The following is a 16,157-nucleotide window of genomic DNA, read 5'->3' as shown; positions in this document are numbered from 1 at the left end:
ATATCCCGCGCATCGCTGCACGTGCTTTCCTGACCCGAACGGTAACGCTAATAATCGACAGCGCAGCAATCGCCATCAGCACTACACCAACCGCCGACATGGCTGTAAAACCGAACCCTCTGAACAGGAACAGGCCTGCGATGCCGCCGGTTAAAAACGAGAAGATTGTCGTAAGATGGGTCTTCAGCTGACTTTTCTGCGCGGCGCTATCTTTAGAGAAATCCCGGCGCAGCATGGCTGCCAGCACGGACGCTAACGAGATCCCGGCATCGGTTAACGTACCGGTAATATGTGTCGATCTGACCCGCCCACTCGACAGCTGTGTGGAGGTCGAGTTATGTAGCCCCATTAAGCCGCAAAGAATGACAACAATCTCCCGGTTCGATGAGAACGCATGAAAGTAGATCTCATACAGCGATATGCCGGTTAAAAAGAGCCCCTCGGCGAACAGGATCTGACAGAAAATCAGTCGGCAGTTATGCACGATCCCCCACAGCACGATGATGCGGGCAAGCACCGCCCCGCAAACAAACGCCACGATGATAGCGCTAAAAAACAGAACGTCCCGTAGGTCCGTATTAGAAACTTCGCTGGAGAGCTGCGAGGTGTTACCGGTCATGTGGGAGGGAAAGAAGCCGAAAGCGCCAAGCGCGATGGCGTTTAGCAGGCCAGCCGCTGTGGCGAGCCACAGGGCCAGCTTGCGGTCCTCATTGTGCGAACGTGTTCTTTTCAGTTTAATCAGCAAAGATAACCTCCGGTTACCAACTTCAGCTAAATCATTAAGCTAGCAGAACAATGGCCTCACACGATTAAGACATACCTGAATTGAAAGCGAGCTGCTCGGCAAGGATCTTCTTTAACTCCGGAATACAGGAGCCGCAGTGGGTCCCGCACTTAAGCTGCGCACCGAGCTGCTGCACGCTGCTGCATCCCTGGCGAACGGCATCGGCAATCTTGCGTTCGCCTACCGCAAAGCAGCTGCAGATCGTTGCCCCCGCCGAAGCCTTACCCTTTTCAGCCGTACCGGACAATAGCGCCAGACGCTGCGACGCGCTCTGTGGGGGCTGGCTGAACGCAGCGACTACCGCCTGGCGATCCACACCGGGCCAATCCCGATGGGCGTAAAACGCCAGCTGGAGTTCGCCGTCTGCCCATGCGAGCAGGTTAAATCCATTTTCACCGAGGCGGGCCGACTGACAGATCCACTCCCCGGTAGCAATGTACTCGTTGAGCCACGCCAGCCAATCCTTAGGCGCTGACGAGTCCGCCAGGACGTAGTGCGTGATGTCGGGCTGCGCGATCCGGCTCCAGTATGCCGTGGCGGGCGGCGTCTGGTGATTGCCGCGCATAAACAGCTCGCCCTGCCAGGCGGCAGCCCAGCGACGCAGGCTGACCGGCATGTGTTTGCTCTCCGGCTGCCCTGAGAGTGGATCGGTATTTGCCTCAACCAGCGCATCTACCCTCGCCTGCTGGCTAAACTGGCTGTTCCAGTGCATCGGCACAAACACGCTGCCGCGCGGTTGCAGGCTATCGGGCCGGGCTCGCAGCAGCAGCCAGCCGTGAGAGGATGAGACCCGCACCAGATCGCCATCTTGAACGTCCGGCGCATCGGCGGGATGAAACTGACAAAACGGCTCGCTGATATGCTGCATCAGGCGCGCGGATTTGCCGGTGCGGGTCATGGTATGCCACTGATCGCGGATCCTGCCGGTATTCATTACCAGTGGATACACACCGGTGGGGTGATTGATCGGCAGCCGGGGCGTAATGGCGATCAGCCGCGCCTTGCCGTCAGGATGGAAGAAACGCCCGTCAGTAAACAGCCGCTCCCTGCCCTGCGGATTGGCCGCGTTGACCGGCCACTGCACGGGACGGAGTTCATCCCACTGCCTGTCGGTAAGCTGCGCAAGGCCACTGATATCAAACGCCCGCGAACCGTTATTCTCAAAGCCAGACAGCGCCGCGTGCTCGCGAAATATCTCTGCCGGATGCTGCCAGGCAAACGCCTCGCCATACCCTAACCGCTGGGCGACCTGACTAAGGATCCACCAGTCCGGCTTCGCCTCGCCCGGTGCAGGCAGAAAAGCGCGCTGCCGCGAGATAGAGCGTTCAGAGTTAGTCACGGTGCCATTTTTCTCGCCCCAGGCCAGCGCCGGCAGGCAGATATGGGCCACTCGGGTGGTATCGGTGTCGCGCATGACGTCGGAGACAATGACCAGCGGGCAGCGAGCCAGTCCGGCGCGAACCCGATCCGCATCCGGTAGAGAAACCAGCGGGTTGGTGCCCATAATCCATACCGCCTTTATCTGGCCTTGTTCAATCGCGCGGAACAGCTCAACGGCATTAAGCCCGGCACTTTTTGTGACGTTGTCACTTTTCCAGAAGCGCCCCACACGGTCGATCTCTTCCATGGTGAAACCCATATGTGACGCCAGCTGGTTCGCCAGCCCGCCTACTTCCCGGCCGCCCATGGCATTTGGCTGACCGGTTATCGAAAACGGACCGCAGCCTTCGCGCCCTATTTTGCCCGTCGCTAAGTGCAGGTTAATAATAGCGTTACACTTGTCTACGCCGGAGCTGGACTGGTTGATGCCCATTGAGTAGAGCGTGACCAGACGATCGCTACCGGCAATCATTTGATAAAATGTCCGCAGCTGGGCCAGCGGCAATCCGCAGAACGCAGCGGTGTGTTCTTCCGTCCAGTCACGCGCCGCCGCCAGAGTTTCATCGCTACCTTGGGTGTGACGCTTGAGGAAGTCACTGTCCAACAGATCACGCTCAGCCATGGCATTCAGCGCGCCGCAAAACAGTGCCGCATCGCTGCCGGGACGCAGCGACAGGTGCAGGTCGGCAATGTCGCAGGTGGCTGTCTGACGCGGATCGATGACGATAATACGCATCTCCGGCCTTGCTTTTTTAGCCTGGGCCAGCCGCTGATAGACCACCGGGTGTGCCCAGGCGGTATTCGATCCGGTCAGGATCACGCAGTCGGCCAGCTCCAGATCCCGATAGCTGCACGGCACCACATCAGCCCCAAACGCGCGTTTATAGCCCACCACAGCCGAGGCCATGCACAGCCGCGAGTTAGTATCCATATTTCCTGCGCCGATAAAGCCTTTCATCAATTTGTTTGCGACGTAATAATCCTCCGTCAGCAGCTGGCCGGAGCCGTAAAACGCCACCGCCTGCGGGCCATGATCGCGAATGATAGCCTGCAATCCCTGCGCGACGGCATCTAAGGCCTGCGGCCAGCTGACCGGCTGGCGGTCAATCTCGGGATACAGCAGACGCCCGTCCAGATCCAGCGTCTCTCCCAGGGCGCTACCTTTCACACACAGTCGCCCAAGATTAGCCGGATGCGCGCCGTCGCCGCTGGCGTGAAACCCCTCTGCGTGGGGCTGCATCTTTACCCCGCAGCCGACGCCGCAGTAGGCACAGGTAGTTGTAACCGTTGCGCTGCTCATAGGCTGACCGTCTCAATCATGGCGGTGGGTCGACCGATGTGGCTCGCAGGCTGCTCCTGCACCCAGACGCGCCCGCCCTCCACTTTCACCGGCCAGACGCTCAGCGCGTTTTGCCCATCGTCCACGCTGCGGCCATCCTGCAAGCGGAACCGCTGCTTATACAGCGGGGAAATCACGACCGGCTCGCCCTTCACGTCACCCAGCAGTCCGCGTGCCAGTACATTAGCATCGCTGTTCGGCTCGTGGTTGCTGAGGGCAAATACCTTCTGGGGATGATCCGGCAGATGAAACAGCGCAATCTGCTGATGGGTTAGCCGGGCCGCCATACCGGCATTGGACGGGATCTCGCTCAGGTCACAGATCTCCACCCAGCCCTGCACCGCCTGTACGGGTTTATCGTGGTTAACAAAGGGTTTAAACAGCGCGAGACGATCGGGTGCCGCCAGCGTGGTCTGCCATTCGCACTGGTAGGTCGCCACCACGGCCTGCATCTCGCTTTCGAGTTCGGCGGCGATGTGCAGGCTATCTTCCAGTACCACCTGACGCAGGTAATCCATGCCGCCCTCAAGATTATCCATCCAGGTGCTGGTGCGTTGCAGCCGGTCGGCGGTGCGGATATAGAACATCAGGAAACGATCCACGGTGCGGATCAGCGCCTCGGTACTCAGGTCCTGGGCCAGCAGATCCGCGTGCCGGGGTTTCATGCCGCCGTTGCCGCAGACGTAGAGGTTCCAGCCTTTGTCGGTAGCGATAACCCCCACGTCTTTGCTTTGCGCTTCAGCACATTCGCGGGTGCAGCCCGAAACGGCCATTTTAATCTTGTGCGGCGAGCGCAGCCCCTTGTAGCGATTCTCCAGCCGCAGCGCCAGATCGGTAGAGTCCTGTACGCCGTAGCGGCACCAGTTGGAGCCGACGCAGGATTTCACCGTCCTCAGCGACTTGCCGTAGGCGTGCCCTGTTTCAAATCCGGCCTCCACGAGCTGCTGCCAGATCTCCGGGAGCTGCTCCACTCGCGCCCCAAAGAGATCGACCCGCTGCCCGCCGGTGATTTTGGTATAGAGGTTGTAGCGCTTGGCGACCTGGCCAATGGCGATCAGCCCGTCAGGCGTGATCTCTCCGGCCGGGATGCGCGGTACCACCGAGTAGGTGCCATCTTTCTGGATATTGGCAAAGAAGCGATCGTTGGTGTCCTGTAGCGGCAGATGCTGGGGCTTGAGCAGGTAATCATTCCAGCACGACGCCAGTATTGAACCTACCAGCGGTTTACAGATCTCACACCCGTAGCCTTGGCCGTGTTTGTCGATCAGCTCATCGAAGCTATGGATGTTGCCTACCCGCACCAGGTGATAGAGCTCCTGCCGCGAATAGGCAAAATGCTCGCAGATATCTTTTTTTACCTCAACGCCCATTTCACTCAGCGCATACTCCATCACCTGTTTAGTCAGCGCCGCACAGCCGCCGCAGCCGGTGGCCGCTTTGGTGCAGGACTTAATTGCGGCCATGTCACCGCAGCCACCCTTCACGGCATTGCAGATGTCAGATTTGCTGACATTATGGCAGGAGCAGATCTGTGCCCCGTCCGGCAATGCCGCGACGCCCAGCGCCTGGGGCGCACCGCCTGCGCTGGCGGGCAGGATCAGCCCCTCCGGACTGGCGGGAAGCGGCATATCGTTGAGCATCATCTGTAACAGCGTGCTGTATTCGCTGCTGTCACCCACCAGCACTGCGCCCAGTAGACGCTTGCGATCTGCCGATACCACAATTTTTTTATAGATCTCTGCCGGGCCGTCGACCCAGCTATAGCTTTCGCTGCCCGGCGTACGGCCATGGGCATCGCCCACCGATGCCACCTCGACGCCAAGCAGTTTCAGCTTGGTACTCATATCCGCGCCTTTAAAGGCCGCCTCGTTGCCGGCAAGCGTCTCCGCCAGGGTACGCGCCATCTGGTAACCCGGTGCCACCAGCCCGAAAATCTGTCCGTTCCACAGGGCGCACTCCCCGACGGCAAAGATAGCCGGATCGGACGTACGGCACCGATCGTCAATCACAATCCCGCCGCGCGGGCCAACCTCCAGGCCGCACTCTCTGGCGAGCTGATCCCGTGGTCGGATCCCGGCGGAGAAGAGCACCAGATCGGTCTCCAGATGGCTGCCGTCGGCAAAGACCATCCGGTAGTGGCTGCTCTCCCCCGGAACAATCTCCCGCGTCTCTTTACCGGTATGCACCTGCACACCCAGCGCTTCAATCTTGCGGCGTAGCATGGCCGCTCCGCCTTCGTCGAGCTGAACGCCCATCAGCCGCGGGGCGAACTCGACGACATGGGTTTGCAGACCGAGATGCTTCAGCGCGTTAGCGGCTTCCAGTCCCAGCAGGCCGCCACCAACCACCACACCGATGCTGCCTTTCTCCGCGCAGGCCTGAATCGCCGCCAGGTCGTCAATAGTGCGATAGACCAGACAGCCGGGCCTGTCGTTACCGGGGATCGGCGGCACAAACGGATAGGATCCGGTCGCCAGAATCAGCGCGTCATAGGCGGTCTGCCGCCCCTGCTTATCGACTACATACCGGCGATGGCGATCGATATGCTCAATGCCGTTAGCGAGGCGCAGCTCAATACCGGTTGATTCAAAGAAGTCGCTCTCCACCATCGACAGCGACGCTGCGCTGCGTCCGGAGAAGTATTCTGAGAGATGAACCCGGTCGTAGGCCGGTCTATTCTCTTCGGCGAAGACGATAATCTGATAGCGAAGATGCAGTTCACGCTCGACCAGCTGTTGCAGAAGATGGTGACCTACCATGCCGTGTCCGGCCATCACTAAAACGGGTTTTGACATAACATTGCTCCTCGCTATCGTCGTGGATAACGGATCTTTCAAAGAAGAGGGATTGGGCGCGTCGGGCATAAACAGGCTGAACTGAGGATGATCCAGACGGGCAAGGTATTCCGCCCCGTCGCTGATGTCTCCCCACAGCAGCACGCCCTTTAGCTGGTTATTCTGGATAAGCAGACGACGATAGTGGCCGTCAAAGGGATCGAAGGTGGAATGGATCTCCGCGTCCTGCCCGCCGTGCAGCGTTCCGGCGCAGAAGAGATGGATACCGGTGACCTTGAGGCGCAGCGGTACGTCATGAACGGCAAGCGGTATGCTTACGCCTGCCAGCCTTGACGCCAGAGCCTCCGCCTGCTGCCAGCACGGGGCCACCAGCCCAAAGGTTTGTTCACCCATCTGACAGCATTCGCCTATGGCCGAGATGTATGGATCGGAGGTTTGCAGTTGGTCATTAACCAGAATGCCGCTGGCGCAATCTAGTCCAGCCTTCTGCGCGAGGGTAATATTGGGCCGCACGCCAGCGGTAACGATGACCCGCCGGGCAGGAATAGCCCGCCCGTCACGGAGCTTCACAGCCTGAACATGTCCGCTTTTATCGGCGCTATAGGCTATCGTCTCTGCCTCCAGTACCGTTTCAATACCGCGTGCCGTTAATTCATTGCGCAGGAGATCTGCCGTATGGCGATCCAGATGCTGATCCATCAGATGTGGCCCGCGGTGCAGAAGGGTGACCTGCATACCGCGCAGCGCCAGCGCCGCCGCGGCCTCGACGCCAAGTACCCCGCCACCAATTACTACCGCCGGTTGCCCTGGAACCAGCTCGTGCAGAATGTTCTCCACGTCTTGCTGATTGCGAAAGCCATAGATACCCGGCAGTTCGGCACCCGGCAGCGGCGGCATATAGGGCAGCGAGCCGGTGGCGATGACCAGACGATCGTAACCCAGCGGCTGGTCGTTAACCCACAGGGCGCGGGCTTCGCGGTCAATGGCCGTCACCGGGGATCCACCGAGCAGCGTGACGTTGTAACGCTCATACCATGCCGGGTCGTGAGTAACGATGTCCGTAAAGCGTTTCTCACCCGCCAGCACTGGCGTCAGCATGATGCGGTTATAGGCGGGCTGCGCTTCGTCACCGACAATCACAATCCGGTAGCGCGTTCGGGCCAGCTCGCATAGCTTTTCCACCAGCCGCACGCCCGCCATGCCGTTGCCAATCACAACCAGGACAGGTTTATCCATTCTGCTTACCTCACCCGCTGTTTCAGGCCACGGCCCGGTGCTTTTCATGCAGGAAATGCAGCACCTGCTGGCGGTAGTGATGGAAACGTGAGTCGTTCGCCAGGGTCAGCCGGGAGCGCGGACGCTCCAGCTCGACATGCAGCACGTCGCCAACCTTCGCTGCTGGACCATTGGTCATCATCATGACCCGGTCTGAGAGCAGCACCGCTTCGTCAACGTCGTGGGTAATGAGCAGAATGGTGGTATTCAGACGGGACTGGATCTCCATTACCGCATCCTGCAGATGGGCGCGGGTTAAGGCATCCAGCGCGCCAAAGGGTTCGTCCATCAGCAGTACCTTCGGTTTCATCGCCAGCGCCCGGGCAATACCCACGCGCTGCTTCATGCCGCCGGAGATCTCCCCAGGACGTTTGTGCATGGCATGCCCCATATGCACCAGCTCAAGGTTATGTTCGATCCACGCCTGCATCTCGCTCTTACTCATCTTCCCTTTAAAGACCTGCTCAACCGCGAGGGCGACGTTGTCAAAGGCGGTCAGCCACGGCAGCAGGGAGTGGTTTTGAAACACCACGCCGCGCTCCGGGCCTGGGCCGTTAATCTCCTGGTCATCACAGAGCAGCACGCCTTCGGTGGGTTGGCTCAGCCCGGCGATCAGGTTCAGCAGCGTGGATTTCCCGCAGCCGGAGTGACCGATCAGGCTAACGGTTTCGCCCCGCGCAAGCTCAAAGCTAACGTTGTCGAGCGCCAGGAATGGCCCCTGTGCGGTGTGAAAGCGCTGGGTAACGTTCTCTACGCGGATAATGGCTTTCTCGTGTTTCATATCAGGCTCCTGAGGTTCTTGTGACTAGTTGCCGTAGCTAAAACGGCGGGCAATGGCCATCAGGCCCTGCTCAAGCAGCATTCCCACGACGCCAATCAGCAGAATGGCGATGATGATGTTTTCTACGTTGAGGTTGTTCCACTCGTTCCAGATCCAGAAGCCAATTCCGACGCCGCCGGTCAGCATCTCTGCCGCAACGATTACCAGCCACGCGATACCGATTGAGAGGCGAACCCCGGTCAGAATGTGCGGCAGCACGGCGGGAAAGAGGATTTTGCGCATGACGGTGAACTCACTGAGCTTCAAGACGCGCGCCACGTTGAGATAGTCCTGCGGGATGCGCATCACCCCTTCGGCGGTGTTGAGGATCATCGGCCAGATAGAGCAGATAAAGATGGTCCACGCCGAGGCAGGCTCTGCGCGCTGGAACAGCAGCAGGCCAATCGGCAGCCAGGCCAGCGGACTGACCGGACGCAGCAAGGCGATAACCGGGTTGAGCATGTTGGCAATAAAGCTAAAGCGGCCAATAAGAAAGCCGAGGGGGATCCCTACCAGCGCCGCCAGACCGAAGCCCAGCGCCACGCGTTTGAGCGAGGCCAGCACGTTCCAGCCGATACCCATGTCATTTGGCCCGGCGATATAAAACGGCTCGGCAAAGATGATTTTGGCCGCTTCCCAGGTTTTCAGCGGCGTCGGAAAGCCATTGCTGCTCAGGGCGGCGATCTGCCAGAGAGCGATCAGCACAATCGCCCCCAGCAGTCCGGGTACCGCTTTTTTCACTGCGCCATGGACGCCTTTACGCAGGCTGCTGGCAGGTATCGTTTTTGTCACCTCCGGCGGCGGCGTCGGGATAGCCGTTTTCAGGGGCAGGATCTCCGCGCTCTCCGGCTCGGCGGCCAGCGCAACCACATTCGTTTTGGTGTTAATAGACATATCGGCCTCACTTAGCGTTTCATAGCAAAACTGTTGGCGTAGTCAGCGGGGTTGCTGCCGTCCCAGACCTTGCCGTCGAACAGGGTGCTGCTGCGCATCTCGCTGGCGGGCAGGTTGATGCCCCCTACCGCCGTTGCCGCCTGCTTATAGAGGTCGGTGCGGTTGATTGTCTTCGCGACCGCCAGATAGTCCGGGTCGGCATCGATAAGCCCCCAGCGTTTGTGCTGGGTCAGGAACCACATGCCGTCTGAGAGATACGGATAGTTCACCGCCCCGTCGTTGAAGAAGCGCATGCCGTGAGCGTCCTTCCACTTCTTACCCAGCCCGTTGTCATAGTCGCCGAGCATCCGCCCCTGAATGGTCTCGGGTGAGGTGTTGACGTAGGCACGCCCGGCTATGGTTTTCACCGTTTCAAGGCGGTTAGCGTCGGAGGTGTCGATCCAGCGGGAGGCTTCCAGCACCGCTGCGGTCAGGGCGCGGGCCGTATTGGGATTAGCAGTAACCCATGCGGAGGTGGTGCCGAGAATTTTTTCCGGATGATCGGGCCAAATCTCTTGCGTCGTCGCGGCGGTAAAACCAATCCCGTCGAGAATAGCGCGCTGGTTCCAGGGTTCACCGACGCAGTAGCCGCTCATGTTGCCAATCTTCATGTTCATCACCATCTGCGGCGGCGGCACTACGACGTTGCGGACGTCGTTAAAGGGATGGATCCCGGCGTTGGCTAGCCAATAGTAGAGCCACATGGCATGCGTGCCGGTGGGAAACGTCTGGGCAAAGGTGTAGGTCCCCTTCGCGCTGCCATCGATGGTTTTTTTCAGCGAGGCCGCATCGGTCACGCCCGCCGCTTTTAGCTGGTTTGAGAGGGTGATCGCCTGGCCGTTGTTGTTAAGTGTCATCAGCATGGCCATATCATGCTGCGGACCGGAGACGCCGAGCTGCAGGCCATACACCAGCCCGTACAGCACGTGGGCAGCATCAAGCTCGCCGGAGACCAGCTTGTCGCGCACCGAGGCCCAGCTGGACTCTTTGCTGAGGATGATTTTGATCCCGTACTTCTCATCAAACTTCTTCACCGCCGCCATCACCACCGAGGCGCAGTCCGTTAACGGGATAAAGCCCACGCGGATCTCTTTTTTCTCTGGCGCATCAGAGCCCGCCGCCCAGACGCTGTTCATAAAACCCGGTAACAGCATGCTGCCGCCCAGCAGCGCGCTGCCTGCCAGAAATCGGCGGCGGGAGAGGCTCACCACGGTGTTGCTGTTGTCTTGCTTCATTGCGGCTTCCTGTAAGGTGAAAAATGCGCAAAAAAAAGCGTCCTGTTAGCGCTCAGTCTCCTGAACGCTAACGGACGCCTTTATCCGAAACGCTGACTAAACCGCCGTTGGCTTAGTCTTTTTGTAGTTACTGTAATGCAGCTTGTGTGCCACTCTGCGGATACGCTTTAAAATCAGCCAAATAAGTTAAATTCAACGGCAGGTATAACGTTATTTGCACCGCAACGGTTGGTCATTTGCACATCAGCGGTGCAGCTACTCCATAAGGGTTACGATGCGGATTTACTCGCTGATGTTCCCATAATGGCCGCCACAGAGAGCATCGCCTCCGCAATCTCCACCAGCTTCTTATTCTGCTTCATCGCCATGTCGCGCAGGATTTTGTGGGCCTGCGACTCGCTCATGCCGTGGTGCTGCATCAGCAAGCTTTTGGCACGCTCCACCAGCTTACGGTCGGCAAGCGTCGCGCGCAGCGCGGCCAGCTCGGCATCCTGCGCCTGCAGCTGGCGAGACTGGCGCTCAATAAGCTCAAGTACGGAGCGGCTAAGCTGGGGCGGGATCAGCGCCGCATAGTGGCTATCCTGCTGTGGCAACTGCGCAATCTCCTGCTGTTGCAGAGCGTCGCAGCGTTGTGCATCGCCGATCCGCTGCTCGCAGCAGGCCATCAGTCTCTCCTCCAGCCGATCCTCGATAATTTTCATTCCGTCGATACGTGCCGTGGTGATATCAAACCAGCGCAGCGCGATGTCACTCGCAACGCCAGCAGGGGTTACGCAGGTGCAGGCAATACGCCGAAAGCGCTCCAGCTCACTGCTGTCGGTTTGCTGCTGTTGCTGCCACAGCGCCAAAGAGCGCTCATCCGCAAACTCCATAAAGGTGTGAAAGCAGCGCTCCTGCCCCTCGATAAGCGCCAGCAGCTGCTGATGCGTAGGGTCATCGAAGTGCCGCGAGGTAAAACCCGCCGCCGCCAGGGCGCGCTCCTGCCCGGCGAGCTCTTTACCCTGCATAAAGCTGAACATGGCCAGCAGCGCCCGTGACACCGTGGGATCCCCGGAGGTATCGGCTGCTTCGAATACCAGCGCCAGATGGGTGCGGATCACCTCGCTATAGCGATTCATCGCGTCGGGCTGGGGAATAGTCAGCGCCGCAACCTGCTCACGCAGCGCAGGCAAACCGCTCATGCTATGCAGGGCGTTGGCGATGCGGCTGAAGAGTCGCGGTGTGTTAGCCAGTGGTCCGTTAAGATCCAGCCTCATGAGCTGGCTATCTACCGCTTCTGCGGCGAGCTGAACCTGCTGCGCGCGTTCATCAAGCCGGTCGCCCCAGGTATCGCCGCGCGAGCAGAGATAGATGTTGGCCGTGCCCCGCTCGCGCTGCAGAACATGGATGAGCTGGCTGACCGCCCCCACCAACTTGCTCATTTGCAACAGCTGCTGAAGACCGATGATTTCACTTCGTCGGGCGGCCTGTACGAAATCGAGGGCGGAAAGAGGCATATCGCTACCTGCGCAAAAGGAACCTATCGAGGTTAAAGCAAGATGCATGCCGCATTTCTCTCTTTCCTTTTACTCCGCGCCCGCTATGCTAATCACCACATCCTAAACCATCGGAATGGTCATGACTGCACACGTATCTAAAGACCCTTTGCACGGCGTAACCCTTGAGATGCAGGTGAATGCCCTTGTTGCGCGCTATGGCTGGGGCGAACTGGGCAAGCTAATCAATATCAACTGCTTTAAAAACGATCCCAGCGTAAAATCGAGCCTCAAGTTTTTACGCCGCACGCCCTGGGCGCGCGCGGAGGTCGAAGCACTCTATTTAGATTCACTGGATGATGCCGTCCCGGAAAAACAGGACGAGCCTGCTTTAAACCCATGGGCTAATAGCCGCCTGAATAAGAGCTGAAACAAAGATGGCGCGACATATTACACGGTTAGGCGCACTGGTTGGCTGCGCGCTTTTACTTGCCAGCTGCTCTTCTAAACCACCGAAATCAGTGATCACCCCGCTTCCGCCCGTGGCGAAGCAGCCCCTGCCGGATAAATCGGCACGTAGCAATGAGCCGGTGCGCGGCGTCTGGCTGACTACGGTTTCCCGTCTCGACTGGCCCCCGGCGTCGTCGGTCACCGCTAGCCCGGCGCTGCGCGTTAGCCTGCAACAGAAGGCGTTGACCGATAAGCTGGACAATCTGAAACGTCTTGGGGTGAATACCGTTTTCTTCCAGGTGAAGCCTGACGGAACCGCCCTCTGGCCGTCGAAGATCCTGCCGTGGTCAGATATGCTGACCGGCACCATCGGGGCCGATCCGGGCTACGATCCGCTCCAGTTTATGTTGGATGAGGCTCACAAGCGCGGCATGAAGGTGCACGCGTGGTTCAACCCCTACCGCGTCTCTACCAATACCAAACCCAGCACCGTTGCCGAGCTGAACCGCACCCTGCCGCTCAATCCCGCTAGCGTCTTTGTGCTGCACCGGGACTGGGTCCGTATCGCCAGCGATCGCTACGTGCTTGACCCCGGTATTCCGGAAGCCCGGGACTGGATCACCAGCATCGTCGCCGAGGTAGTGGCCCACTATCCGGTGGACGGCGTACAGTTTGATGATTACTTCTATGCCGAAGCGCCCGGCTCTGTCCTGAACGATAATCAAACGTTCCAGAAATACGGCAGCGGGTTTGCCTCAAAAGCGGACTGGCGGCGAAACAACACGCAGCAGCTGATCGAGCAGGTGTCGCGTACCATTAAACAGCTGAACCCCAACGTCGAATTTGGCGTCAGCCCCTGCGGCGTCTGGCGCAACCGCTCCCACGATCCGGCCGGATCCGATACGCGCGGCGCGGCGGCCTATGATGAGTCCTACGCCGATACGCGTCTGTGGGTGCAAAAAGGGCTGGTGGATTATATCGCCCCGCAGATCTACTGGCCCTTCTCCAGAGATGCAGCGCGCTATGATGTGTTAGCTAAATGGTGGGCGGACGTGGTGAAACCCACCCATACGCGGCTCTACATTGGCGTAGCGCTCTATAAGGTAGGTGAACCGTCGAAAACCGAGCCGGACTGGACGGTCAACGGCGGCGTGCCGGAACTGAAAAAGCAGCTCGATCTCAACGATGCCCTGCCTGAGATCGGCGGCACCATTCTGTTCCGCGAGAACAACCTCAATCAGCCCCAGGCTCAGCAGGCGGTAAATTACCTGCGGAGCCGCTGGGGCAGTTGATTAAGTACAGCTGATTAACGAAGCGCGCCGGAGGTGGCTACTGCCTCCACGCGCTCCATCGCTATCGGGATGCTCTTATAGGCCGGAATACCGCTTTTGGTGTCGTGGCTGTCTAGCGGCACCATGATGTTGGCCTCGGGATAGTAGGCCCCGACCGAACCCGGTGCCATATCGATCACCACTACGGTCAGGTTGTGCATTCGCCGCTCGGTGGCGTTACCTTCATGATCCAGAGCCGTTATGTTGACCTGATCCCCCACCCGCAGATTGCGCTTTTCAGCTTCGTCAGCGTTGATAAACAGCACGTCCCGCCTGCCGGTCACCCCACGATAACGGTCGTTCAGGCCATACAGCGTAGTGTTGTACTGGTCATGGCTACGCAGCGTGGTCAGCACCAGATCGTGACACTTCAGCGAGCGCGGATCTTCATTGATACCCTGCATGATTTTGAATTCGGCTTTGCCGGAAGGCGTGTTCCAGACTCGCTCTGACGCCGTATTACGCAGGCGGAAGCCACCCGGCTTTTTCACCCGTTCATTGAAATTGTCGAAGCCTGGAATGGTCGCCTCAATGGCGTCCCGAATAAAGCTGTAATCGCGCACCATTTTGTCCCAGTCAACCACGGTATTGGGCAGCGTCGCTTTTGCCAGCGCGGCAACCAGCGCGGGCTCTGACTTTAGGTGCGGCGAGGCGGGCTCCAGCGAGCCGTGGGAGGCATGTACCATCGACATGGAGTCCTCAACGGTAATGCTCTGCTCTCCGGAGGCCTGCACATCCCGCTCGGTACGGCCCAGCACGGGGAGAAGATAGTTGTGCTTGCCCAACAGCAGGTGGGAACGGTTGAGCTTGGTCGCCATATGCACAACCAGATCGAGGTTGCGCATCGCCGGGAAGGTCACCTGCGGATCGGAGATCGCCTCCGCCAGGTTACCGCCGAGACAGAGCAGCGCTTTGGCCTGGCCGTCGCGCATCGCCTGAATCGCCGCTACCGCGCCGTGACCGTGCTTTTGCGGCGGCGTGAAGCCGAAGACCTTTTCGATGTTATCCAGCAGCGACTGGGGTGGGATCTCAGTAATACCCACGGTGCGATCGCCCTGAACGTTGGAGTGGCCGCGCAGCGGACAGATGCCAGCCCCTTTTTTGCCGATGTTGCCGCGCATCAGCAGCAGGTTAGCGATCTGCTGAACGTTCTGCGTGCCGTACTGGTGCTGGGTGATGCCCATCCCGTAGCAGATGATGGTCCGCTCGGCGTTGGCGTACAGCCGGGCCACGTTCTGGATCTCTTTGCGCTCCATACCCGACACCTTGAGGATATGTGCCCAGTCGGTGGCATCGAGATCGGCTTTCAGTGCCTCAAACCCCTGGGTGTGCTCGCTAATAAAGGCTTCGTCAATGACGCCAGGCTCGCCTTTGGCTTGCGCCTCTTCGTGCATTGACAGCAGAATTTTCATCACTCCTTTTAGCATCGCCGCGTCGCCGCCGACCCGCACCTTGTAGTAGGTTGAAGCGAGCTCGGTGGAGCTCAGGGAGAGCATCTCGATAGGGCTTTGCGGGGAGGTAAAGCGCTCCAGACCACGCTCGCGCAGCGGGTTAATAGCGACGATGGTGGCACCGCGTTTTGAGACCTCCCGCAGCGTGCCGAGCATGCGTGGATGGTTAGTACCGGGATTATGTCCGATGCAGAGTACCAGATCGCAGTGATCAAAATCCTCCAGCTCAACGGTTCCCTTCCCGACGCCGATGGACTCCGGCAGGCCGACGCTGGTGGGCTCATGACACATATTCGAGCAGTCCGGGAAGTTGTTGGTGCCATACTCGCGGGCGAAGAGCTGCCAGAGAAATGCGGCTTCGTTGGAGGCGCGGCCGGAGGTGTAAAACTCAACGCTGTCGGGGTCATCGTAGCTGCGCAGATGCTCACCGATTTCCCTGAAGGCGGTCTCCCACTCAATAGGCTGGTAGGTATCGCTGGCGGGATCGTATTTCATGGGATGGGTAAGTCTGCCCTCGCCCTCTAGCTCAAAGGCGTTGCGCTCCCACAGCTCGCTAACGGTATGGGCGGCAAAAAATTCGGGGGTAGTACGTTTGCTGGTGGCTTCCCATGACACGGCTTTCGCGCCGTTTTCACAGAATTCAAAGGAGGAGGCATGCTGCGGATCGGGCCATGCACAGCCTGGGCAGTCGAAACCTTGGGGCTGGTTAACTTTGAACAGGGCAATGACGTCCTGCTTCACCGACATCTGGCCGCGTATCGCGTCGGCAACGGCTTTGAGTGCTCCCCAACCGCCTGCTGAACCACCATAGGGTTTGATACCGATAGTACGATTTTGCTCTTTCATAGTGCTCCACAATTGCTCTGACCTTTTCGTTAAGCCTGGTACA

10 protein-coding genes are annotated in these 16,157 nt (G+C 59.2%); 2 read left to right on the top strand and 8 right to left on the bottom strand.

Translation table 11 applies throughout. From position 1 onward, the window contains the following. The 7 genes from FN633_RS11015 to FN633_RS10985 all read right to left on the bottom strand — a co-directional run. Positions 1 to 745: YoaK family protein (locus FN633_RS11015; protein WP_154058911.1), on the bottom strand; the 745-nt coding region annotated here is incomplete at its 3' end. A gap of 64 nt (positions 746 to 809) precedes the next feature. Next, the gene (locus tag FN633_RS11010) at positions 810 to 3,464 is read right to left on the bottom strand and encodes a nitrate reductase (protein WP_154057747.1); all 2,655 of its coding nucleotides are present in this window, start codon (positions 3,462 to 3,464) and stop codon (positions 810 to 812) included. Then, the gene (nirB, locus tag FN633_RS11005) at positions 3,461 to 7,534 is read right to left on the bottom strand and encodes a nitrite reductase large subunit NirB (RefSeq protein WP_154057746.1); all 4,074 of its coding nucleotides are present in this window, start codon (positions 7,532 to 7,534) and stop codon (positions 3,461 to 3,463) included. The genes FN633_RS11010 and nirB overlap by 4 nt, the downstream gene beginning before the upstream one ends. 22 nt (positions 7,535 to 7,556) lie before the next feature. Further along, complete coding sequence (locus FN633_RS11000) at positions 7,557 to 8,354, bottom strand: ABC transporter ATP-binding protein (protein ID WP_154057745.1); 798 nt, start codon at positions 8,352 to 8,354, stop codon at positions 7,557 to 7,559. A gap of 24 nt (positions 8,355 to 8,378) precedes the next feature. Then, a complete protein-coding gene (gene ntrB / locus FN633_RS10995; RefSeq protein WP_154057744.1) occupies positions 8,379 to 9,287 on the bottom strand; it encodes a nitrate ABC transporter permease in 909 nt (302 codons plus the stop codon). 11 nt (positions 9,288 to 9,298) lie between these two features. Beyond that, positions 9,299 to 10,561, bottom strand: a complete 1,263-nt coding sequence (locus tag FN633_RS10990; RefSeq protein ID WP_154057743.1) for a CmpA/NrtA family ABC transporter substrate-binding protein — start codon at positions 10,559 to 10,561, stop codon at positions 9,299 to 9,301. 269 nt (positions 10,562 to 10,830) lie between these two features. Next, positions 10,831 to 12,057 carry a nitrate regulatory protein gene (locus FN633_RS10985; protein WP_154057742.1) on the bottom strand — a complete coding sequence of 409 codons (1,227 nt, stop codon included), beginning with the start codon at positions 12,055 to 12,057 and terminating at the stop codon, positions 10,831 to 10,833. A 121-nt stretch (positions 12,058 to 12,178) separates the two neighbouring features. On the opposite strand from FN633_RS10985, the gene FN633_RS10980 reads away from it, so the two are divergent. After that, entirely contained in the window at positions 12,179 to 12,466 is a 288-nt protein-coding gene (locus FN633_RS10980) for a VF530 family protein (protein ID WP_154057741.1), read from the top strand. A 7-nt stretch (positions 12,467 to 12,473) separates the two neighbouring features. Beyond that, a complete protein-coding gene (locus tag FN633_RS10975; protein ID WP_154057740.1) occupies positions 12,474 to 13,778 on the top strand; it encodes a glycoside hydrolase family 10-like protein in 1,305 nt (434 codons plus the stop codon). Positions 13,779 to 13,792: 14 nt separating this feature from the next. On the opposite strand, the gene FN633_RS10970 is transcribed toward FN633_RS10975, so the two are convergent. Continuing rightward, complete coding sequence (locus FN633_RS10970) at positions 13,793 to 16,114, bottom strand: FdhF/YdeP family oxidoreductase (RefSeq protein WP_154057739.1); 2,322 nt, start codon at positions 16,112 to 16,114, stop codon at positions 13,793 to 13,795. Between the last annotated feature and the right edge of the window lie 43 nt (positions 16,115 to 16,157).

This window comes from Pseudescherichia vulneris (assembly GCF_902164725.1).
In the GTDB taxonomy this organism is placed as follows: domain Bacteria; phylum Pseudomonadota; class Gammaproteobacteria; order Enterobacterales; family Enterobacteriaceae; genus Pseudescherichia; species Pseudescherichia vulneris.
Note: the sequence above shows the minus strand (reverse complement) of the source record. Positions and strands in the feature narration are given on the sequence as shown.

Bases quoted from the DNA above. Each gene is read 5' to 3' on its own strand.
- FN633_RS11010 (WP_154057747.1), bottom strand. From the start codon at position 3,464: ATGAGCAGCGCAACGGTTACAACTACCTGTGCCTACTGCGGCGTCGGC.
- nirB (WP_154057746.1), bottom strand. From the start codon at position 7,534: ATGGATAAACCTGTCCTGGTTGTGATTGGCAACGGCATGGCGGGCGTG.
- FN633_RS11000 (WP_154057745.1), bottom strand. From the start codon at position 8,354: ATGAAACACGAGAAAGCCATTATCCGCGTAGAGAACGTTACCCAGCGC.
- ntrB (WP_154057744.1), bottom strand. From the start codon at position 9,287: ATGTCTATTAACACCAAAACGAATGTGGTTGCGCTGGCCGCCGAGCCG.
- FN633_RS10990 (WP_154057743.1), bottom strand. From the start codon at position 10,561: ATGAAGCAAGACAACAGCAACACCGTGGTGAGCCTCTCCCGCCGCCGA.
- FN633_RS10985 (WP_154057742.1), bottom strand. From the start codon at position 12,057: ATGCCTCTTTCCGCCCTCGATTTCGTACAGGCCGCCCGACGAAGTGAA.
- FN633_RS10980 (WP_154057741.1), top strand. From the start codon at position 12,179: ATGACTGCACACGTATCTAAAGACCCTTTGCACGGCGTAACCCTTGAG.
- FN633_RS10975 (WP_154057740.1), top strand. From the start codon at position 12,474: ATGGCGCGACATATTACACGGTTAGGCGCACTGGTTGGCTGCGCGCTT.
- FN633_RS10970 (WP_154057739.1), bottom strand. From the start codon at position 16,114: ATGAAAGAGCAAAATCGTACTATCGGTATCAAACCCTATGGTGGTTCA.